Raw genomic sequence first — 22,086 nt, 5'->3', positions numbered from 1 at the left:
GAAGAATTGACAAAATATGATATAATAAGCGAGTCCAGTAGTGGCTCGCCAATCACGAAAGGAGCAATCTAATGAGTGATCGACGAGACGACAAAGGCCGTATTTTACGCACCGGTGAGAGCCAACGCGCAAACGGCCGTTACATGTACCAGTACACAGACATTTCCGGAAAAAGGAGAAGCATTTACAGCAGCCGCTTGGAGAAAAAGGACAAGTATCCACCAGGCTGTGTAAAGAAGGAGCTGTCCCTCAGAGAAAAGGAAGCAGAGATCCCGCGAAACAAGGAACTTGGGCTGTATGACTTTGGCGGAGACCTAACAGTGTATGAGTTGGCAGAAAAGTATATTGCTACTCGTACCGGCGTGAAGGAAAGCACCAAAGCAGGATACAGAACTACGCTGAACATTATCCGCAATGATCCGTTTGGCTCGGTTCGTATCGATAAGGTCAAGCTTTCCGATGCCAAGCTGTGGATGATCAAGCTCCAGCAGAAGGACGGCAGACATTACAGTTCCATTCACAACATCAGGGGTGTGCTTAGACCTGCCTTTCAGATGGCTATGGATGACGACCTGATCCGCAAAAATCCTTTTCAGTTTCATCTGGGAGATGTCCTGTACAACGACAGTGAAAAGAGACATGCGCTCACACCAAAACAGGAGGAAGAGTTCCTGCGATTTGTTCGAGAGGATAATCACTTCAGTAAGTATTACGATGTGATCTACATCCTCCTGAATACAGGACTTCGTATTTCGGAGTTCTGTGGCCTGACACCGCATGAGGTGGATTTCAAGAAGCACTGCATTCATGTGCAGGGACAGCTGGTCCGCCATTCAAACATGCTGTTGGAGTTTGAAACCACCAAAACAGAAGCCGGTGTTCGTGACATTCCGATGTCTCCGGAAGTAGAAGAATGCTTTCATAACCTTGCTGCGAATCGCAAACAGCCCAGGTATGAAGTTATCATCGATGGGAAAGCAGGCTTCTATTGTCTGGATAAGAATGACCGTCCTATGGTGGCGCTTCATTGGCAGCATTTCTTCAATCATATCGTTGCCAAGTACAATGGTATCTATAAGATTCAGCTTCCCAACATTACCCCGCATGTCTGCAGACATACCTTCTGCAGCAAGATGGCTCGTAAGGGTATGAACCCGAAGAACCTTCAGTATATTATGGGTCATTCCGAGTATTCTGTCACGATGGATACCTACAAAGAGCTTGGATTTGACGATGCTTTGGAGGATTTCAGAAAGGTTCTGGGTATCGAAGAAGCGAAAACAAAAGCAAAAAACCGTGCAGTACGGTAATGCGATTTACTGCATTATTTACTGCAAATCCCGCATTATCGGGGCGAAAACAGGCGATGAAAGAAGGAGATTTTCTCCAAATGAGGGTTCGGTAGAGACAAAGTGAAAACTCCGTATTTCCTCGATATATAAGGCTTTTCTTCGGATTTCATCGCATTTTGAAAGGATAGAGAGACGTGATAAAAATACTGTTCATCTGCCACGGCAATATACTTACGTAGCTGTGTCAATATGCGTAGAGTTCCTGATTTTACTAGGATTTTCAAGGGTTCGAGGGAAGTAAAGGGTCAGATTTAGACCAAGTTTAGACCATTTGAAATGTGTAAGAAATAAGACAAAAAATAATCAAATGGGAGCCTTGCAGATATTTATTTAACGTAGAAAATTACACAATTGGAGATTGTTTATGAAGAAAATAATCATCCGGTGATGTGTGGAAATGTATCCATACGTCACCGGATTTTTTACGTTTCAGGGTTAGATTTTTTATCCCGCTCCATGGCTTCATCGATGGCTCGATTGATAAAGGCAGTTGCACTTTCACCCATTGCATCAGCGTGATCCTTAATGATGGAACGCTTCTCTGGGGTAACACGAACTTTTATTTCAACGAAACGGTCATTGTATTTCTTATTAGCTCTTTTACGAGCCTCGGTAAGGCCTTTATAGGAACCAGTTTTTTCTTCACTCATAGCAGTCCTCCAGAAGTGTATTGACATAGACATGCCTGTAAAAAGTATAACACAGGTTGGTACATAAGACTATGTAAAAATTATATTTTTGAAAGGATGACAATCTATGAAAAATCAGAAAAACAGAAGCATGAAGGTACATGCACAGAGCGGATATAACTACAAGGCAACACCTACCATCATTTTAAAGGGTCAGTGGCTTCAGGAGATGGGCTTTGAGATAGGAGATTACATCAGCGTCAGCTGTGAGGATGGAAAGCTGATTATCACACCGGATGCAGAGAAGGCTGAAATAGCAAAGGCAGAAGCAGAATTCATGGAGAAAGAAATGAAGAAGCTTCAGAAGAAGTTCCAGAAGGAAAAGGAAATGATTCATGCTCAGTTTGTAGCAGAGCAGGCTCCACAGTACGCTGCAGAAAGAGAGGTACAGTAGTTATGGGTAAGGTTATTGTTATTGGATCACAGAAGGGTGGCGTGGGTAAAACCACGACCACTCTGAACCTGGCATATTCTCTTCATAGTATGGGTAAGAAGGTGCTTGCAATTGATTTTGACAGTCAGGCGAATCTCACAACCTGTTATGGCTTAGAGGATACAAATGAGTTGGAGCATACAATTGGTCATTTGATGATGGCACAGATTGCAGAGGATGTTCCGGAATGTCTGGAAGCTTTTATTCAGAGTAAGGACGGAGTGGATTTCATTCCTTCATCCATTTATCTGTCGGTGGTGGATGCGAAGCTTAGAACGGAAATGGGCGCGGAGAGGATACTCGCGGAGGTTTTGGAGCCCATTAAGGACAGATACGATTATGTGCTTATCGATACTTGTCCTTCACTGGGGATGCTTACAATCAATGCACTGGCGGCGGCTGATGAAGTCATTATCACGGTGAATCCTCAGCTTCTGGCAATGATGGGATTGCAGGACTTTCTTAGGACGGTAAGTAAGATTAAGAAACGCATCAATCCAACACTTACGGTTGCTGGCATTCTTCTTACCATGTGCGAGAGCAGGACTACACTTTGCAAGGTGCTGACAGAGGAAGTGACGGAAAGCTTTCAGGGACAGATAAGAATCTTTGAAAATAGGATACCGGCTACAGTAAAGGTGGGCGAGAGCATTTATTATTCCATGCCGATTGCGCTGTACAGCAAAAATGCATCTGCAGGAATCGCATATAGAAAATTTGCAAAGGAGCTGATTGCTTATGAAGGCTAATAACAAGAGAAAAGTATTTGGAGACGCAGTGGATTTATTAGTGGATGAAATCGAGGAGAGAGAAGTACCAAGAGGGATTCAGATGATTCAGATAAAGAAAATTCAATCATTTCATGACCATCCGTTTCATTTGTACGAGGGGGAACGTCTGGAGGATATGATTGCAAGTGTAAAGGAGCATGGCATTCTAAATCCGGTAATCGTACAGAAGATTGATGGCGGATATGAAATGCTTTCCGGGCACAACAGAATGAATGCAGCAAAGCTTGCCGGATTGAAGGAGGTGCCGGCTATTGTGAAAACGGATTTGTCTGAGGAAGAGGCTTATGTTTATGTGATTGAGACAAATCTGATGCAGAGATCCTTTTCGGATTTGCTGATATCGGAAAAGGCAGCAGTACTGAAGGCGAGGTATGAGAAGGAATCTTGTCAGGGTAGAAGAAATGACATTATTGAAGAAATCGCTCGCCTGGAGGGGAAAGAGGTTGAGGTCACTCGTGGTCACGGTGACCACAGGATGAAAACGAGGGATACTATTGGCAAGGAATACGAACTGTCCGGAAGTTCTGTTGGTAGATTGCTGAAGCTGAATGATCTCATCAAGCCATTTAAGGATATGGTAGACAGAGGTGCCCTTTATACAAAGGTTGCTCTGCAGTTGGCATTCCTACCGGAGGAAGAACAGAATCTGGTGTTAATTGTGATGAAGGAAAAGAAAACCAAAGTTACGATTGATATAGTAATGAAGCTTCGCAGTCATTCGGGAGCTTTGACGGATGCCATGGTAAGGCGGTATCTCAGCACGGAGCCGGTAAAGAAAAAATGCTATAAGGTTCCTGCAAGAATTGTGGAAAAATACTTTGTTGGAATGGATCCCAATAAGGTGGACAGTATTGTAGAGCTGGCATTGGAAGCCTGGTTTCATAAAGGGAAGGATGGTGCTGATGTTTGACGAAAGTAGCCTTAAGAAAATCGATTCGGGATATTTCAATATCATTCTGATGGATGATAGGGATATCACGATTCAGAGCCGGAATACGGGGCATTACTGGTATCTGCATTGTACGGAGTATCCGACAGAGCAGTCGCTCATCATATTTCACAAGCACTTCTTCAAGTGCCCTTATCATCAGCATGACAGAGCCAATACTTTGAACCAGGCGGTGAGAAGTATTAAGGGGCATGATAAGTATCAGTTGGAAGTAAGAAAATGCATATAACCTAAAAATGGCAGCGGTATCTTCGTGGTGAGGATACCGCTGCTTTCGGGTTAAGTCAAAGACTTATTCGCCGAAATAAAGTTTCTTAGCAAGGTCTTGTGCAGCCTTGATATCAGCGTATCCCTGTGATTTGCCAAGGTGCAGTTCCTCAAGAATCTGCCCTTTGGTGTAATCTTCACAAATGAGATCCAGGATGCGACCGTACTTCGGATTGATGATATGTACCTGATTAATGAGGTCATTGATAATCATACGAAGTAAAACGGTTTCTTCGAGATTCTCAGGTGAAGCAGGTTCGAAGCCTTTATCATCTTCTGACTCTGCTTCTTCCAGGAACTGATCTAAGGAAAGAGTATCATCAGTGTGGAAGGATGCGAAGTATTCTCTTACATCACGATAGAAGTTCTTTATGGCAGCAGCTTTTGCATCAATTGCTACCGGTGCAAAGGCAACAAGGACTTTGTTTGGTCCGATGTGCCAGGTCTCAAGGTTGTCTCGGCACATATTGAAGTGCTTGACCATTTCCCAGTCTACACGAATCGGTACCAGGCATTCGCCCGGATGAACTGGGAGATTGTTGAAGCTGCGACGGTTGTCATAGTTGTGGTTGTCATTGATTGACTGCTGATTTGTGGTAATTACCATAATAATTTCCTCCTTGGCTTGTCAAAATTTGTCTGTTGCTGTGAGGAAATCGGGCAAAGAAAAAAGCTCCTGTGATTACCTCACAAGAGCTATCCAATCGTTTGTTAGGTTGAACGCTATGGTTCGTAACGTTCTTAAGGTTCGGGATTTGAAAAATAGCTATTTTTACTGCCGAAACTGGAATCAATCACAGAAAAATGCGGGAATGACACTCGTTCAGAAAAAACATTAGTTCATTGATAGTTTCAATGATCTGTGATATAATCGGAATTGGTAGGAATTGATTGGAAACAAAGTGAATCAATGACTACAAGAGTAGAATGGTAAAGATTAGCCAATCGGAGGAAATCTGTGACAAATAAAGAGTATCCGCGACTGTGCGGCGGCACCTTTATGACGTTGGTGCTCCAGGCGCTGTTGCAAAGGAAGAAAGCAAGAGAACACTATAAAGGTGAGAGTGATAAGTTGAACGATCCAGACGTGCTGGTGGGTCTCATTACGGTCATCAATCCTGACTATAAAGATCCGGGGAAGGCTGTGCTCAAGACGAAAGCTAATGATTATAAGTCATGCAAATTATCAACGGGACAGTATCTCCCGTTTGGAGACAAGCTGGCGATTGGGGTCTTTGACCAAAGGGTACGAAATAACTACCTGGCGGCCAGAAATGACATGTGCATCTTTGTAGATAGTTTTATCGAAACGGGAACAAAGCTGCAGAAGGATGTTCGCCTGGTGAAGGCTCTGATTGATCTGATTGAACAGGACGATAGCATTAATGACAGTGTGGAGTTCATGGTTGGTGAGAACGGAGATGCTGTCAGGAAAGATCAGCTTCGCAATCAGAAAAGAGTATGCCTTCCGTCATTCCTTCTGGGAATATGGCATTTTATAGTCGTAAATCGAAAGAATAATAAGGTAGGCCAACTTACATATGATACCTGGTGCCCTGAGAACGGTGGCGGTGCCAGAGAGTATGAAGGATCTATGGGAGAAGACATCTCGATAGAACTGGATGTTTATACACTGAAAGCAGAGGATGAGACCGAAGATACGGAGCAGGAAGCGGAGGTTGTAGAAGATCAGCCGGAGCAGAATAATCAAGATAATCAGAACAACCAGAGGGGAGCATCCGGCACCGGACCGAACCTGCAGCAGATCAACAATCCGTTTACTTTCATACAGAACGGAGATAACAACACACAGATTGGATACATAGCGAACCAGACGATTGTAAAGAAGTGAGGATACTGAATGAGTGATGAATTACAAGTACAGACTCCGACCGGTCTGCAAGTGCAGGGAAGTCCTACGTTCCAGCAGACCGGTAGTGGAAACACTCAAATCGGATACATAGGGCAGCAGATCAACCATATTACGATGGGCGGTGTGCCTCAGATCATACGACCTGCCAATCCGAATCATGAGTATTACAATCTGTTTGTTATTGATCAAGAGCAGATGGACAGCTTGGTTGCGATACCGAGACACCAGTCACTGAACGCCTTTACAGCTGAGGAAGTTCGTAAAATATATGCTCTTCCGGGACTGGCAGCAGCAGAAGAAATCAAGAGACTGCCGTCATTGTTTGTTATCAGAAACCGGTTCGGTAATCATACGACTCCGGATCAGTGCGCAGGGTATGGATATATTGTGGACATCCGGCAGAAGAGCGATACGATCATTGTTACAGCATCTATATCGCATGTGATACGGCAGGAAAAACTGAATGCTCTGGAGAGCGAGCTGCAGTTGCTTCGGGCTCCGGAGAACAATGAATTGGATAGTGTTCACTGGGCAATCAAAAGGGTGAATTTGCCACAACTGATACAAGAAAAGAAACTTATTGAGATTATGGATATGCTTTAAGCGGAGGAAGACATGAGCAGGGAATACGAAGCAATGGAAGTCGAAAAATGGGTAAACCTTGAAGATATAGCGGATCACCTCAGTGTCAGCACCGATACCGTGCGGAACTGGATCAAGAGTGGAAAGATTCCTTATTATCGTGCCGGCAAACGCTATAAATTCAGAATCAGTGAAGTCGATGAATGGCTGAAATCCGGAAAGATGAATGACGAAAACGAAGGCTAAGGAAGGAAGCGGTTATATGGAGAAGAGAAAATCAGCGATAGAAAAGGTGGTAATCGAAGGCCGCTCTTATGATCATGAAGAGTTTGAGCCTACGTTTATAAACTTTTTCTTTGGAAGAAACGGTGCGGGTAAATCAACAATATCAGAAATGATCCAGGCAAATACCGGACTCACATGGAGATCCGGGCAGAATGTGGACGACTACAACGTGCTGGTTTATGATCAGCAGTTCATCAGTGATCATTTTTCTAATTTTGATGACCTTGCCGGAGTATTTACGCTGAATAAGGTGAATATTGAAACACAGAAAAAGCTGGATCAGCTTGCTAAGGATAAGGATAAGCTGCTGGGCGATCTGAGCAAGAGGAATGAATCGATAGATCAAAAGAAGCAGGCCAGAGAAGATCTTAAAGGTGAGAGTCAGACAAGAATGATGCGACTGACGGAATCCGTCAGGAAGAAGTTTGATTCTGCGATGACCGGAAAGAAGATAGCCAAAACATTCTGCCCGGAGGTGGAGAAAAAACAGCCCGTAGAGCATACAGAAGATGAGATTATGGAGTTCTATGCGGTAGCATATGGAAAGAGTGCGCAGACTTATCCATCCCTGAAGAAATCAAATGAATATCCCGGAAAGTATGATCTTTCCGGAGCGTCTTATCTTGGTCAGCCCATCGTAAGTACAAGCGATACTCAGTTTGCCAGAGTGATGGAGAAGCTTGGAAATACAGACTGGGTCAAAGAAGGTCATACGAAATACTTAAAGAAGGCAGACGGGATATGTCCTTTCTGTCATAATCCGCTGGACCACCAGCATTTCGAGCAGGAACTGAAAGCCTGCTTCGATGAAGAATATCAGGACAGTGTAAATGCTGTGGCTGCGTTCCAGTCTGCATATACCAGCATGACGGAAGAAATGCTCAGAATACTGGATGATAATACATCCAGTGTTTTTCCGCGTGCTGATTTCACTGTCTATAAGGAAAAGCTGGAACGTCTGAAAACCATTATTCATAGTAACCTTCAGTTGATTCAGAAGAAGGTTGATAAACCGGCAGAGAAAGTAGAACTGCAGGATATAGATACCTTAGTTGCTGAGATTGATGCGATTGTCGATGATATCAACGCTCTCATCAAAACGAATAATGATGCTTTCAACAAAAAGAAAGAGACTAAGATCAAGTGCGACAAAATGCTGTGGGAACATCTGGCATTTCTGGTCAAAGATGAAATCGCGGATTATAAGGCGAAGGACGCTGCTATAGAAGCAGAAATCAAGGCTATCGAAAAAGAGAAAGGTACTCTCCGTCAGAACTACCTGGACAAGGAAGCAGAGATCAAAAAGGAAAGTGGCAATACCGTTAATACAGACGAGGCGTTCGAGAGCATGAATGCCATGCTGAAGGACTCCGGCTTCCAGGGCTTCTCCCTTCGCAAGAAACCGGGTGTCAAGAACCGTTATGAAGTGGTTCGAGATGGTAATAAGCCGGTCAAGCGTCTGAGTGAAGGCGAAAGGAACTTTATTGCGTTTCTGTACTTCTATCATCTGGTTAAGGGCAGCGGAGCTGCAGATGCGGCTATTTTTACTTCAACCGGTGAAGTTACAGATGTAATGGACAGAAGAGATAAGATCGTCGTGATCGATGATCCAGTTACCAGTATGGACAGTGGCACTCTGTTCATTGTGAGCTCCATGGTCAGGGAAATGATCAGCGTGTGCCATAACAATATTGAAGTGCTGCATCCGGATATTACCGGCTCCTATATCAAACAGATATTTATTCTGACACACAATGCATACTTCCACCGTGAGGTCACGTACAACATGGTGGAATACTACGACTGCGTTACATTCTACATGGTAAGGAAGACGGATAATCATTCTTCCATCACGCCATGCATTGAGAAGGCAAAGGAACTTTCGGAGGATGATAGAAACGTGAATCCGGTCCAGAACGCCTACACAGCGCTTTGGACGGAGTATCAGGAACTGACTTCTTCAATCCCTCTGTTGAATGTTATCCGCAGGATCCTTCAATATTATTTCCTGGAGCTCTGCGGTTATCAGGGAAGCAATATCCGGGATATTATCCTGAAGAAATACAAGAGTGAATTCATCAAGAAGAGAGCCGATGGAACGATTGATGATACGGACTATCATCTGGCAAGCTCCATGCTTTCTTACATTGATAATGAATGCAGCTTTATCGATGGCTTCAACCTTGTACAAGAAGCAGTGGATCCGGAACAGTACCGTAAGGTAATGAAGAAGATCTTTGAAAAGCTGGAACAAAGCCAGCATTATCGAATGATGACACACGAAAAGGACTGAGTCCGTATTATGGGACAACAGTTTTGATAATATAGATTCTGGAGGAGTGTATGACAAGGCAAGTCAAGTCCAAACAGCGTGTCGCTGACCACGGTGAGGTGTTTACAGCCGACCGTGAAGTCAATGCCATGCTGGATTTGGTGAAACAGGAGACGGAGAGAGTGGATAGCCGTTTCTTGGAGCCGGCCTGTGGTGATGGCAATTTCGTTGCTGAAATCCTTCGCAGGAAGTTGGAGGCTGCCAAGAAAAGAGCGATTCCGCCGAAGAAAAAGAAACCGCTGCCGATGGAATTCGAGAAACAGTCGGTGATCGCAGTGGCAAGCATATATGGCGTGGATCTTATGATGGACAATGTGATTGCATGCAGGGAACGCCTATATGATATTTGGAACAAAGAGTACGAAGCTATCTGCAAGAAGGAAGTCAGTGAAGACTGCAGAGAGGCTGTAAGGTTTATCCTCAGCCGAAATATTGTCTGCGGTAACGCGCTGAGCCTGAAGGTGGTGGATGACGAGGGAAACGATACAGAGGAACCAATAGTTTTTTCTGAGTGGGCTTTCATCATGGGAAATAAGATGCAGCGGAAGGATTACCGCTTCGATAAACTGCTGGCCGGAGAATATGAACCTAAGGCCAAAAAGAAGAAAAAGAAGACCGAGCCGGAAGGACAGATGAGTCTGCTTTCCATGCTGGAAGAGAAACCGAGTGACGAAGGAGAATTCCTAACCTCCTATGTCGCGGACTATAGGAGGATTCAAGATCATGGCGAATAATCTCTATAACACAATGTACAATCCGGACGTGCTGTCGTGTATAGCCAATCTGTCAAATGATGAGGTTTTCACGCCACCAGAGGTTGCTAATCAGGTGTTAGACATGCTTCCTCAAGAGCTGTTTTCCGATCCGAATACAACATTTTTGGATCCTGCATGCAAAAGCGGTGTTTTTCTACGTGAAATCGCCAAAAGACTGTTAAAAGGTTTGGAGAACCAATATCCTGATCTTCAAGAACGGACGGATCATATATTCCAAAAACAGCTATATGGTATTGCAATAACTGAATTGACAGCTCATTTGTCACGTAGAAGCTTATACTGCTCCAAATTCCCTACGGGCACGTATTCTGTTACAAGATTCCCTGATGATAAGCCTCAGGGGAATGTGCGATATAAAATCGTACAACATAGATTTGTTAATGGGAAATGTGTTTTCTGTAATGCGGCAGAGTCTGAATATGGAAAAGAAAAACGAGGCGATGACCTTGAAACCCATGCTTACGAGCTGATTCATACAACAAAGCCGGAGGATATTTTTAATATGAAATTTGATGTTATCATTGGAAATCCGCCCTATCAATTGTCTGATGGTGGAGCTCAGGCAAGCGCAAAACCTATATATCACTATTTTGTTGAGCAAGCTAAGAAAATGAATCCGAGATATTTGACAATGATAGTTCCTGCAAGGTGGTATGCAGGAGGTAAAGGATTAGATGATTTTCGTGACAGAATGCTAACGGATGAACATATTAAGGAATTACACGATTTCCCGAATACGGATGATTGCTTCCCAGGAGTAAATATTCGTGGTGGTGTGTGCTATTTCTTATGGGACAAAGATTATGATAATAGAACTAAACTGGTTAATGTTGTAACACATGATCAAGATAAGACCGATAGCATGATGCGAAGTTTGAAATACGGAGATTTGGACATTTTCTTGCGTTATGGGAAATCGCTTTCAATATTGGAGAAGGTGATGACGGCGTGTGGAGATAATGTTATGGCAAAGCATGTATCTTCAAGGAAGCCTTTTGGATTAAGTACGGACTTTGCAAAATCTTCTGGTTTTAAGTCAAAGCCTACAGGTATGGACTATCCAATACCATGTTATGGAAAGGGTAAAACCATAGGTTACGTTGAATTCAATAATATTCCCAACCACCAAGAGTGGATTGGTAAATGGAAAGTATTTACTTCGCGTGCCAATAATATTGGAACGGAACTAAATGATGATAATCTGAACACTTTTTTAGGGAAAAAGGAAATATGCACAGAGTCTTATATAGTTATTGGTGCTGACATGGATTTATCGGAACAGCAGGCTATAAATCTATCGGAGTATCTTCAGACAAGGTTTGCTCGTTTCTGCCACAGCCTAGCGAAGGCAAGTCAGGATGCTACTTCTAAAACCTATAGATTTGTACCGGTACAGGATTTTAATAAAGGGTGGACAGACGAAGAACTCTACAAAAAATATAAACTGACAGATGAAGAAATTGAATTTATCGAAGCAACAATTAAGGAAATGGAGTGAGGTGCGTTATGACTAAGTGGATGATTCCTTGCAATGTAAAGAATTTCAACATAGTTGAACATTTCAAAAGCGAAAAGACCGCCTTTTTTAAGAGAAATCGAGCACTTGCGGTTGGAGATGAGGTATACATTTATGTCGCAAAACCGTTTTCGGAAGTGAAGTACAAAGGGCATGTTATAAAAACTGGAATTCCAGCAAATGAGATAGATATAAAGTATGGTGTTCCCCGTGGGGAGGAAAAAAGTTTCATTGAAGTAGAGCTTGATAAAGTCTTTCCAGAAGGAACATTCACCGGGAAGGATTTAATGGATCATGGGTTGGGGCAGGTTGTCAACCAACAAATTATCCGTGGAAAAACAGAAGAATATATTCTTGCAATCGAAAACCAACTATAAATATGCAAGGTATATTGATGGAGGTAATTGAACATGACTGAAATGGAGTTTTTTCCTCAAAGGCCAGATTCGGATCCGAAGATATACGCATATGAACACATAGGCGTTGAATCACAAAAAGGTTATATCAAAGTAGGATATACGATTCGTGATGTCGAGGATCGCGTATATGAGATTGAGCATACAGGCGGGGTACCATACCGTATTCTGGCATATTGGAACGCGATGAAGAATGATGGCAGCGTTTTCACCGACCATGATGTTCATGCTGTTCTGAAGAAGAAGGGTTATAGACAGCTTAATGAGGGCGAAGACCGTAACGAATGGTTCAAGTGCTCTCTGAATGACGTTAAAGCAGCGGTTACAGCGGTTCAGACAGGAACAGAGAATGTTGAGAACAGAACACAGACTTTCGCCATGCGTCCGGAGCAGGAACAGGCTGTAGAAATGACGATGAAGTATTTCAAGTCTGCCTACGAAGAGAACAGCGGACGTACTCCTAAATTCTTGTGGAATGCTAAGATGCGTTTTGGAAAGACCTTTGCGTCATATGAACTGGCAAAGAAGATGGGATTCAAGAGGATCCTAATCCTTACCTTTAAGCCGGCAGTTCAGACAGCATGGCGTGAAGATCTGATGACACATGTGGATTTTGAAGGTTGGCAGTTCATCACACGGCCTACTACACCAGGCGGATTGTCTAATGATGAACAATATAAAAGAGCAGATCAGAGCAGACCAATCGTGTGCTTCGGTTCTTTCCAGGACTTTCTGGGAGTTAATAAAGAGACCGGCGGCATCAAGGCAAATAACGAGTGGGTGCATACCACCAACTGGGATCTGGTTATATTTGACGAATATCATTTTGGCGCGTGGAAGGATAGCGCAAAGAAGCTCTTTGAATCTGATGAAGATACTTACGATGAGGATCTGGCGAAGTATGATGCCGGTAATGCTTATGACGAAACATGGCTGCCAATAACGACACAGTATTATTTGTATCTGTCCGGCACACCTTTCAGAGCGCTAAATTCCGGTGAGTTTATAGAAGAACAGATTTATAACTGGACATACTCTGATGAACAGAGAGCGAAGGAAGAGTGGAAGGGTGATAATAATCCGTATGCTGCTCTTCCGAGAATGGTCATGTTGACATACAAGATTCCTGAAAGTATTCAGCGGATCGCCAAGCAGGGAGAGTTCGATGAATTTGATCTGAATGTGTTCTTCTCCGCTGAAGGCAAAGGGAAAGACGCGCACTTCGTATTTGAAGACTATGTACAGAAGTGGCTGGATCTTATTCGCGGATCATATCTGGAGACATCTGTTGATGAACTGAAGCTTGGTGCCCAGAAGCCTCCTATGCCGTATTCTGATACCAGACTTCTGAATGTTCTTTCACATACGCTTTGGTTCATGCCAAACGTCGCGTCCTGTTATGCAATGGCAAATCTGTTGGCGCAGAAACAGAACAGTTTTTATCATGATTACAAAGTTAATGTTTGTGCAGGCACTCAGGCCGGCATCGGCGTTGCTGCACTGGAACCGGTCCGTCGCTCCATGGGTGATCCGCTTGAAAGCAAGACCATCACACTTTCCTGCGGTAAGCTGACCACCGGTGTTACGATCAAACCTTGGACAGGAATCTTTATGCTGAGAAATCTGTCCAGTCCGGAAACATATTTCCAGGCCGCATTTCGCGTGCAGAGCCCGTGGGAGATAACGAAGGATAATGGGGAACGTCAGATCATAAAGCAGGAATGCTATGTATTCGACTTCGCTCTTGACCGGGCACTCAGACAAATCTCCGATTATAGTTGCCGTTTGAATGTTGCTGAAAGCAATCCAGAGAAGAAAGTGGGTGAGTTTATAAACTTCCTGCCGGTATTAGCCTACGATGGAAGCGCAATGCGTCAGGTCAATGCGGCAGAAATTCTGGATATTGCAATGGCAGGTACCTCCGCGACGCTGCTGGCTAAGCGTTGGGAGAGTGCTTTGCTTGTTAATGTTGATAACGATACGCTTGCAAGGCTTCTGGCAAGCGATGAAGCTATGGATGCTCTGATGAGAATCGAGGGCTTCCGTAGTCTTAATGCCGATATTGAAACAATTATTAATAAGTCCAATGCGGTAAAGAAGGCGAAGAAAGAGGGCGAAAAGCTTACTCCGAAAGAGAAGAAAGAACTTACTGAGGCTGAGAAGGAATATAAGTCTAAACGTAAGATGATCCAGGAGAAGCTGATCAAATTTGCTACCCGTGTTCCTGTCTTTATGTATCTGACGGACTACCGTGAGTACAGCCTTCAGGATGTTATTACACAGTTGGAGCCGGATCTATTTAAGAAGGTTACCGGTCTGGATGTTAAAGACTTTGAGCTTCTGGTTTCCCTGAACGTATTCAATGAAGCGCTCATGAATGACGCTGTCTATAAGTTCAAGAGATATGAGGATGCCAGCTTGATTTATACCGGAATTGATAAGCATACCGGTGAGAACGTCGGTCTGTACAGCACCGTCATTTCTCGTGAGGATTATGATGCGATGGCAGGTCAGCTTGCTGACTCAATGAAAGCTGATGCTCAGAGGGAAGATGATCTTCCGGAGCGTCCGGTATTCACCAATATCAGCAATTATTCATATGACGATGATGACGAAGAGGACGATCTTCCGATGGTTGCTGAGCCGAAGACAACCTATGGGGCAAAGCATACACCGATCGTAGGAAGTTCAAAACCGGCAGTCGGTGGTACTTACCGCCCGTCATATGTCCCGCCTACACCTGAAACTCCGGTTCAGAAGAAGCAGGTAATCAAAGTGGATACCAGCGGCGTTCGTGCCGGAACCATTGTAAAGCACAAGGCGTTTGGAATGGGCGAAGTAAAAGGAATCGACGGTTCGAGAATCGTTGTTAGCTTCCAGGGAAAAGACAAAACATTCCAGTTCCCTGGTGCATTTGAGCAGGGATTCCTGTCATTAGACGAATAATAAACAACCGATGGATTGGAAGGAGGAGCGCATGATTGATTTAGAAAAAATGAATCCCATATTGGAAGGATACAAGGCGTACTTTCCGAGCCATTGGGATGATGAGAAATATAAGTGGGAGGCTATCAAACACTTCCAGGATCACTGGAATATTGATGCCGAAAACTTTGGAGAGATGTTCAAGCAGGCAACAGATAAGACATTCAATCTGTTGGCATCCGGCTATGCTTATCCACGGGGTATGATCACAAACTTTGCCAAAGCTGATGATGAAGCAACAAGGGCAATGTTCCGAAATCTTTTCGATGAATCTCAGGATCTGGCAGCAAGGGTGGATGCTTTTCAAACGGCAGCCGAAGAAATGCGATCGAAGTATGACGATGGTACCTGGAGGAACCATTATCAGAACACTAATGCCATCAGCACTTATCTCTGGCTGCGTTATCCGGATAAGTATTATATCTACAAGTATGAGCTGTTCCGTGCCGCAGCTAGAGAGTTGTCATCGGATTACATGCCAAAGAAAAATGGATCCGTGGAGACTTTGATCGGCGGTTTTCAGATGTATGACGAAATCTGTGAAGCCATTAAGGCCGATTCGGAGATAGTGGAGCTTTTCAAGAATGGTATTACAGCGAGCTGCTATCCTGATCCAGAACTTAAGACCGCAACTATAGATGTCGGGTTCTATCTTGCACGTTTTTATCTGAGCGCCCAGAATGCAGAGAAGGATGAGAATGAATGGTTTCCGAAGACGGAGGACTACACACCGGAACTTGGCGTAGAGGACTGGATTGAGTTACTGAATGATAGCTCTGTATTTACAGGAAGTAGCCTGAAAATTGTTAAGAGGTTGAAGGATTATGGCGGTGCAGCTACATGCAAGCAGCTTTCCGTCAAGTATGGTGAGAATCCGAATTTTTATAATAACGGATCACAGTCACTTGCCAAGAGAATTGCTGAGAAAACGGGCTGCCCGGTTATGATCAGAGATACAGAGAATTCACGTTGGTGGCCGGTCCTTTATGTCGGAAAAGAAGCCGACAGCTCCACAGATGGCGTGTATATTTGGAAACTGCGGGATGAGCTGTCAGAGGCTTTGGAGAAGGTCGATCTGAGTGATATTCCTCTGTATGTAGATGATATTCCTGCAATATGGAAAATCAGTCACGGGTCGATATCGGAAAGAAACAGATCGATATTTGAAGACCGGAAAGTAGCGGTTGTTCATAGCACAACAAAAGCAAAGGCTGTTTCAAAGGTCTCTCAGGGTGAGAGCTTTATGGACAGCATTAAAAAAGGCGATTACTTCTATCTGTGTTACGGAAACAGCATCAGAATCCTGGGCCAGTTTACAACTGATAAGCCAGTGCTTAATCCGGAGATGGAAGACGGATGGTATGAAAGGTCCTATCGTGTTATCGCCGAATCAAAGGATACTTCTGCGTATAAGGGTGTCCAGAAATGGTGGTCACCAAATGATAACTCTACCTGTATCAGAGTTGATAACGATGACCAGAAGTTGTTTGAAGAAGCCATTCTTGTTCCATATTTTGATATGACGATAAACAAGCTGTTTGGAGATGCTGATCAGAAGCAAGGCTATTGGTGGCTGACTGCTAATCCAAAGATATGGAGTTTCGCTGATCTTAAAGTCGGTGAAGAGCAGAGCTATACGCTGTATAACGAAAATGGTCATAAGAGACGTATTTTCCAGAACTTCCTTGACGCAAAGGTCGGTGACATTGTGATCGGTTATGAAGCAAATCCCGTAAAGAAGGTAGTTGCGCTTGCTAAGATTACGCAGGCCAATGATGGAAAGTCTATCTATTTTGAAAAAACAGAAGGACTGACATCGCCTATCGAATATCTGGATCTGAAAGCGTGTCCGGAGCTTGAAAAGATGGAGTTCTTTGTTCAGCCAAACGGAAGCTTGTTCAAGCTTACTAAGGGCGAATTTGATTTTATCATGGATATCATCCGTGATGATAATCCGCTGAAACAGGCTGATGCTTCAATACAGAAATACACAAAGGAAGATTTCCTCAATAAGGTTTATATGACCGAGGAACGTTACGATGTTCTGGAAGCACTTCTCAGAAATAAGAAGAACCTTATCCTGCAGGGTGCGCCTGGTGTGGGAAAGACCTTTACAGCAAAGAAACTGGCATACGCCATGATGGGAGCGGTAGATGACTCCCGTATAGAGATGGTTCAGTTCCACCAGAATTATTCCTATGAGGATTTCATCATGGGCTATCGCCCGGACGGTGCTGATTTCAAGCTCACAGATGGTATCTTCTATAGGTTCTGTCAGACAGCTGCGAATCATCCGGACAAGGAATTCTTCTTTATTATCGATGAAATCAACCGAGGAAATATGAGCAAGATCTTCGGTGAACTGCTTATGCTGATAGAGAAGGATTATCGTGGAACCAAGGCAACACTGGCCTATAGCGGAATGCCTTTCTCTGTGCCGGAGAATCTGTACATCATCGGTATGATGAATACGGCAGATCGAAGTCTTGCCATGATCGACTATGCACTCAGGAGAAGGTTCAGTTTCTTTGAAATTGAGCCGGGATTTAATTCAGAGGGATTCACTAAATATCAGAATGGGTTTGCGAACGAGACCTTCAATGCGTTGATTGACCAGATCAAGGCACTGAATAAAGAGATAACAGATGATAAATCGCTTGGACGCGGATTCCAGATCGGCCATAGCTATTTCTGCGGAAGAGAGGAAGCCGGTTGCACTGATGAGTGGATGCGTTCTGTTGTAGAATTTGATATTTTGCCTATGCTTGGAGAGTACTGGTTCGATGAGCCGGACAAGCTTTCCAGATGGGAAAAGAATTTGCGTGGAGTGTTTGATGATTAAGGATAAAAGCATATTTATCAAAAACATATACTATATGCTTTCCTATGCATTTCAGATTTTGAAGCAGTCAAATTATGAAGAGGTGGCTTCGGAGAAGTTTGAGAACGCACAGGATCTTTTTGCTGCAATTCTAAGTAAGGGTATTGCTCAGCAGTTGAAACAGGGATTATACCGGGAATACATCACGAAGAACGAGACACTTTCTGTCATGCGCGGCAAGTTGGACATGCCGGAAACAATACGAAACAGGATTCAGCGCAAACAGAAACTGGCATGTGAATTTGATGAGCTATCAGAGAATAACCTGCTGAATCAGATATTGAAGACTACGATACATTACCTCCTGATTGACGATGGGGTTGATATTGAACGGAAGGTTGCCTTAAAGAAGCTGCTGGTTTTTTTTGATGGAATAGAGCAGATGGAACCGTCGGAAATTCCGTGGAGCCGCATTCATTATCAGCGAAATAGTAAGAATTATGAGCTACTGATAAATATCTGCTACTTTGTTCTTGATGGAATGCTTCAGACCACCGAAAAGGGTGAGTATAAGATGGTTGCAGTTTCTGACGAGCATATGTCAAGGCTGTACGAGAAGTTTATTCTGGAATATTATCATCAGCATCATACATATCTGACAGAGGTAAAGGCTGGGCAGGTTAAGTGGGATTTGGTAGGTGACATTGCGGAGTCAATGATCCGGTTCCTGCCGATTATGCAAACGGATATTATGCTTCGTTTGAAGGAGAAGATTTTGATCATTGATGCAAAGTATTATGGTCAGACTTTACAGAAGCAGTTTGATAAGTATACCCTGCATTCAGGGAATGTGTATCAGATTTTTACATATGTGAAAAATCAGGATAAAGATAATACTGGGAATGTTGCCGGTATCCTTCTGTATGCGAAAACAGATGAGGATATCACACCAGATTGTATGTTTAATATGGGTGGCAATCAGATTGGAGCGAAGACACTGGATTTGAACAAAGACTTTTCACTGATAGCAGCTCAGCTGGATAAAATTGCAGAAGATTACTTTGGAAAAAATATATAAATGGAGAATTGAAATATGAGTAATATTTTTGCAGATTTTTTGCTTAATGCTGGCTTATATGATAGCCAGGAGATTACAAAAGAAAATATAGATCAATTGATTGAATTGGTGGATGGCAAGGTAAAAATTGATTGTTATTGTAAGGAATGCCAGGAGAAGAGAGTTTATAAAGGTATTCCAATCAGGCGTTTTTGGTTGGATGAAGATCATGATACAATAGACGGACAATCCTTGGCAGAAGGAATAAAGAGTTATCAAATGATATGTGATTTGGATCATACGCCTATTCCATCAGGAGGGAGCAGGCCAGAAGAAAATGAGTGGGAGTGGATTAATTGGCAGATAGAAGAGGATGCCAGATTAATGACATTTAAGTTTGTTTGTTCAATGGATGATACCCATCATTTGGATTTTGTCGTTATAGCTGATCAGAAATCTATGAAAAAAATTGGCCAATATCCTTCAGTCGCTGATCTTGAATTTCCGGAACTGAAATTATACAAAAAAGTCTTGTCTGCTGAAGATATGAAAGAGATGAAAAAAGCAATTGGACTTAATGCACAAGGGATTGGCGTTGGATCTTACGTTTATTTACGAAGAATCGTGGAGCGGCTAATATATAAAGCTCAGGAGAAGGCTATTAATGATGGGACAGTGAATCAAAAAGAAATGGAACGTCTGAGAGTCGTTGATAGAATCAAAGAATTAAAGGGATATTTGCCGGATATGTTTACGAATAATTCGACAATATATGGAATTGTAAGCAAAGGGATACATGAACTGAGTGAAGAAGAGTGTTTGCAATATTTTCCCATACTTAGAGATAGCATATTTATGATTCTTGAAAAATGGGAAGAGGAGCGCAAAAGAATTGAAACAGAGAAGAGACTAGCAGCGTCTCTTTCAAAAATATCATCTGAAATAAAATAAACAACAAGATAGAGAACTCTGGCGATGAGCCGAGAGCCGCTATATAGTGTGACACAATGGATTGTATTAGATTCTTGCGTATTAATTGTAAAGGAGCACTTTAGAAAGGGTGGATGATATGGGAGAGCATTTCGGAAAATGTGCTTTGTGCTGGAACGAGACTGTATTGGAATTAAGCCATATCGTGCCGAAATTGGTAATAAGAGAATTAAAAAAGACTTCTGTTGGTGCGATTAGGAATACTGCTAATCCTAATGGCACAGTACAGGATGGGGAAAAAGATTACATGCTTTGTGGGGACTGTGAAGATTTGTTCAATGTATATGAAACAGAATTTGCAAAGGCTGTATTTCACCCATATGTAAGAGGCGAATCTGATACCTTTAACTATGATGAAAAATTATTTTATTTACTTACATCAATAAGTTGGAGAAGTTTATATCAAGATTTGCTGGATTTTGTGCCAAATCATGTAGTCGGGATAGATGCGCTGGAATGTTTGATTGAATCAGAAAAAATCATGCGAGATTTTCTTTTACATAAGAGGACTGATATAGGAACAATAGAAAATCACATTTTCTTTTTTGATCAGGTAATAAGTATGGAAGGAACAGAGCATGGTATCAGTAGTGCCGAAGCTAGGCCAAATGAAACTATGCATAGAAGTGTTTCGAGTTATACGTCATGTGATGAAGTTGGGAATACTTATTTCACAATAACAAATATGATGGGGCTTGTGCTAATTACATATTATAAGCTTGGTCCAAATGAGAGACTCGTAAACACAAAAGTTGTCAATGGCATAGGAACGATTGCAGCAAAAAATCAGCAGATGCAGAGTTCAGCATGTGGAGAATTTTCGTATATGATGCAGAATGCTACGGAAGCAGCAAGCTCGATGAGTGAAAATCAAAAGCAGAAGGCAATAGAGCGGATCAAAAAAGTTGGTGAGGATATTGTAAATTCTGCAGCCTATAAAGATTGGGTAAATGATCAAAATATAAAGAGATAATTACAAAACAGCGGCCTCTGGTGATGAACCGGAAGCCGCTATCTTTTTAATCCTTTTTATAAAAATTGGTCTCGTAGCCGTCGCCTCTGATCAGGATATCAGGCATCCAGTCAGGAGACTTGTCCATAGCAGAAGAAATGCTATTGACTTTCGTATTTTCAGGACATTCGATAATTAGTTCATCATGGACATGACCGCATATCTGCTGGTCAGAGAGGTTATGCATGGCATAGCAGAGAAGGTCTCTGGATACGGCCTGCACGATATTCTCTACGAACTTCGGACCATAGGATTCTATACGTTCCCATTTCTTGGTAGATCCGATACCTTCATAGGTTACGGATTCACCACCGAATTTGTTTTCACCAATCTTAGGTTTTACATAGCTGAGCATTCTGCCTGAAGGAAGTTTGATAAGGAGCATGCCGCTTTTGTAGCAGAAATGGATTCCATTTACTTCGGTCGGAATGCGTTGCTTGATGGCGGTCTTTACAGCATTATCGACATTCCACCAAAAGGCTGTAATCATAGGATTGGAATTGCGCCAGGAATCAACCAGTGGCTGTAATTCTTCCTCTGTTAATCCCATCTCCAAGGCTCCCATTGATTTCAAGGCACCTACGGATCCACCGTAGCCAAGGGCAAGCTCCGCGATTTTACCTTTTTGTCTGAGGTGAGAGTTTACACCATGCTTTTCGACAGGTACTCCAAACATTTGACTTGCTGATGCACAGTAGATATCTTTTCCTTCGGCAAATATTTTGGAACGCCAAGCTTCACCGGCAAGGTGCGCAAGAACTCTGGCTTCGATAGCAGAGTAGTCGCTTACGATGAATTTGTATCCTGGTCTTGCAATGAAGGCGGTACGGATTAGCTGGGAGTTTCCAAAAGTTTGTGTAAACCTCTGAATTGATGTAAGATAATCTTATTCAGTTCGGAGGTTTTATTTATGGCACGTAGAAAAACGGATTCACCTCAGAAAGCAGCTCTTCGAGAAAT

19 protein-coding genes and 1 pseudogene are annotated in these 22,086 nt (G+C 42.9%); 17 read left to right on the top strand and 3 right to left on the bottom strand.

Features of this window, described 5'->3' with window-relative positions:
- Positions 1-71 precede the first annotated feature (71 nt).
- A complete protein-coding gene (locus QJ036_RS12855; RefSeq protein WP_283231772.1) occupies positions 72-1,310 on the top strand; it encodes a site-specific integrase in 1,239 nt (412 codons plus the stop codon).
- Between the two features lie 464 nt (positions 1,311-1,774).
- Here the strand turns inward: QJ036_RS12855 and QJ036_RS12850 are convergent, their stop codons facing one another.
- Entirely contained in the window at positions 1,775-2,002 is a 228-nt protein-coding gene (locus QJ036_RS12850; protein WP_283231771.1) for a hypothetical protein, read from the bottom strand.
- A 106-nt stretch (positions 2,003-2,108) separates the two neighbouring features.
- On the opposite strand from QJ036_RS12850, the gene QJ036_RS12845 reads away from it, so the two are divergent.
- Genes QJ036_RS12845 through QJ036_RS12830 form a run of 4 tightly spaced genes read left to right on the top strand, consistent with a single transcriptional unit; the run spans position 2,109 to position 4,443 of the window.
- Positions 2,109-2,435 (top strand): SymE family type I addiction module toxin, encoded by a 327-nt coding sequence (locus QJ036_RS12845; protein ID WP_283231770.1) that lies wholly within the window; start codon positions 2,109-2,111, stop codon positions 2,433-2,435.
- A gap of 2 nt (positions 2,436-2,437) precedes the next feature.
- The gene (locus QJ036_RS12840) at positions 2,438-3,223 is read left to right on the top strand and encodes a ParA family protein (protein ID WP_283231769.1); all 786 of its coding nucleotides are present in this window, start codon (positions 2,438-2,440) and stop codon (positions 3,221-3,223) included.
- Complete coding sequence (locus tag QJ036_RS12835; protein ID WP_283231768.1) at positions 3,213-4,175, top strand: ParB N-terminal domain-containing protein; 963 nt, start codon at positions 3,213-3,215, stop codon at positions 4,173-4,175. The genes QJ036_RS12840 and QJ036_RS12835 overlap by 11 nt, the downstream gene beginning before the upstream one ends.
- Complete coding sequence (locus QJ036_RS12830; RefSeq protein ID WP_283231767.1) at positions 4,168-4,443, top strand: hypothetical protein; 276 nt, start codon at positions 4,168-4,170, stop codon at positions 4,441-4,443. Before QJ036_RS12835 ends, QJ036_RS12830 begins: the two co-directional genes overlap by 8 nt.
- A 63-nt stretch (positions 4,444-4,506) precedes the next feature.
- On the opposite strand, the gene QJ036_RS12825 is transcribed toward QJ036_RS12830, so the two are convergent.
- Positions 4,507-5,088 carry a hypothetical protein gene (locus tag QJ036_RS12825; RefSeq protein WP_283231766.1) on the bottom strand — a complete coding sequence of 194 codons (582 nt, stop codon included), beginning with the start codon at positions 5,086-5,088 and terminating at the stop codon, positions 4,507-4,509.
- Between the two features lie 351 nt (positions 5,089-5,439).
- On the opposite strand from QJ036_RS12825, the gene QJ036_RS12820 reads away from it, so the two are divergent.
- The 12 genes from QJ036_RS12820 to QJ036_RS12765 all read left to right on the top strand — a co-directional run bounded on the left by QJ036_RS12820 (position 5,440) and on the right by QJ036_RS12765 (position 21,087).
- Positions 5,440-6,333 (top strand): hypothetical protein, encoded by an 894-nt coding sequence (locus tag QJ036_RS12820; RefSeq protein WP_283231765.1) that lies wholly within the window; start codon positions 5,440-5,442, stop codon positions 6,331-6,333.
- A gap of 9 nt (positions 6,334-6,342) precedes the next feature.
- Positions 6,343-6,957, top strand: coding sequence for a hypothetical protein (locus tag QJ036_RS12815; protein ID WP_283231764.1), 615 nt, complete (start codon positions 6,343-6,345; stop codon positions 6,955-6,957).
- Positions 6,958-6,969: 12 nt separating this feature from the next.
- On the top strand, positions 6,970-7,182 hold the full coding sequence (locus QJ036_RS12810; protein ID WP_205154163.1) for a helix-turn-helix domain-containing protein: 213 nt from the start codon (positions 6,970-6,972) through the stop codon (positions 7,180-7,182).
- Entirely contained in the window at positions 7,163-9,514 is a 2,352-nt protein-coding gene (locus QJ036_RS12805; protein ID WP_283231763.1) for an AAA family ATPase, read from the top strand. The genes QJ036_RS12810 and QJ036_RS12805 overlap by 20 nt, the downstream gene beginning before the upstream one ends.
- Positions 9,515-9,564: 50 nt before the next feature.
- The gene (locus QJ036_RS12800; protein WP_283231762.1) at positions 9,565-10,287 is read left to right on the top strand and encodes a hypothetical protein; all 723 of its coding nucleotides are present in this window, start codon (positions 9,565-9,567) and stop codon (positions 10,285-10,287) included.
- Positions 10,277-11,827 (top strand): Eco57I restriction-modification methylase domain-containing protein, encoded by a 1,551-nt coding sequence (locus tag QJ036_RS12795; RefSeq protein WP_283231761.1) that lies wholly within the window; start codon positions 10,277-10,279, stop codon positions 11,825-11,827. Before QJ036_RS12800 ends, QJ036_RS12795 begins: the two co-directional genes overlap by 11 nt.
- 8 nt (positions 11,828-11,835) lie before the next feature.
- Positions 11,836-12,222 carry a hypothetical protein gene (locus QJ036_RS12790; RefSeq protein ID WP_283231760.1) on the top strand — a complete coding sequence of 129 codons (387 nt, stop codon included), beginning with the start codon at positions 11,836-11,838 and terminating at the stop codon, positions 12,220-12,222.
- A 33-nt stretch (positions 12,223-12,255) separates the two neighbouring features.
- Positions 12,256-15,207 (top strand): GIY-YIG nuclease family protein, encoded by a 2,952-nt coding sequence (locus QJ036_RS12785; protein WP_283231759.1) that lies wholly within the window; start codon positions 12,256-12,258, stop codon positions 15,205-15,207.
- Between the two features lie 31 nt (positions 15,208-15,238).
- A complete protein-coding gene (locus tag QJ036_RS12780; protein ID WP_283231758.1) occupies positions 15,239-18,088 on the top strand; it encodes an AAA family ATPase in 2,850 nt (949 codons plus the stop codon).
- Entirely contained in the window at positions 18,081-19,145 is a 1,065-nt protein-coding gene (gene mcrC, locus QJ036_RS12775; RefSeq protein WP_283231757.1) for a 5-methylcytosine-specific restriction endonuclease system specificity protein McrC, read from the top strand. The genes QJ036_RS12780 and mcrC overlap by 8 nt, the downstream gene beginning before the upstream one ends.
- 15 nt (positions 19,146-19,160) lie before the next feature.
- Entirely contained in the window at positions 19,161-20,075 is a 915-nt protein-coding gene (locus QJ036_RS12770; RefSeq protein WP_283231756.1) for a hypothetical protein, read from the top strand.
- Positions 20,076-20,193: 118 nt separating this feature from the next.
- The gene (locus tag QJ036_RS12765; protein WP_283231755.1) at positions 20,194-21,087 is read left to right on the top strand and encodes a hypothetical protein; all 894 of its coding nucleotides are present in this window, start codon (positions 20,194-20,196) and stop codon (positions 21,085-21,087) included.
- Between the two features lie 46 nt (positions 21,088-21,133).
- Here QJ036_RS12765 and QJ036_RS12760 read toward each other — a convergent pair.
- A pseudogene (locus QJ036_RS12760) lies at positions 21,134-21,967 on the bottom strand (DNA polymerase); the annotation flags it as partial.
- Positions 21,968-22,086: the final 119 nt, after the last annotated feature.

Origin of the sequence: Fusibacillus kribbianus (genome assembly GCF_030053595.1) — a bacterium.
Classification (GTDB): domain Bacteria; phylum Bacillota; class Clostridia; order Lachnospirales; family Lachnospiraceae; genus Lientehia; species Lientehia kribbiana.
Note: the sequence above shows the minus strand (reverse complement) of the source record. Positions and strands in the feature narration are given on the sequence as shown.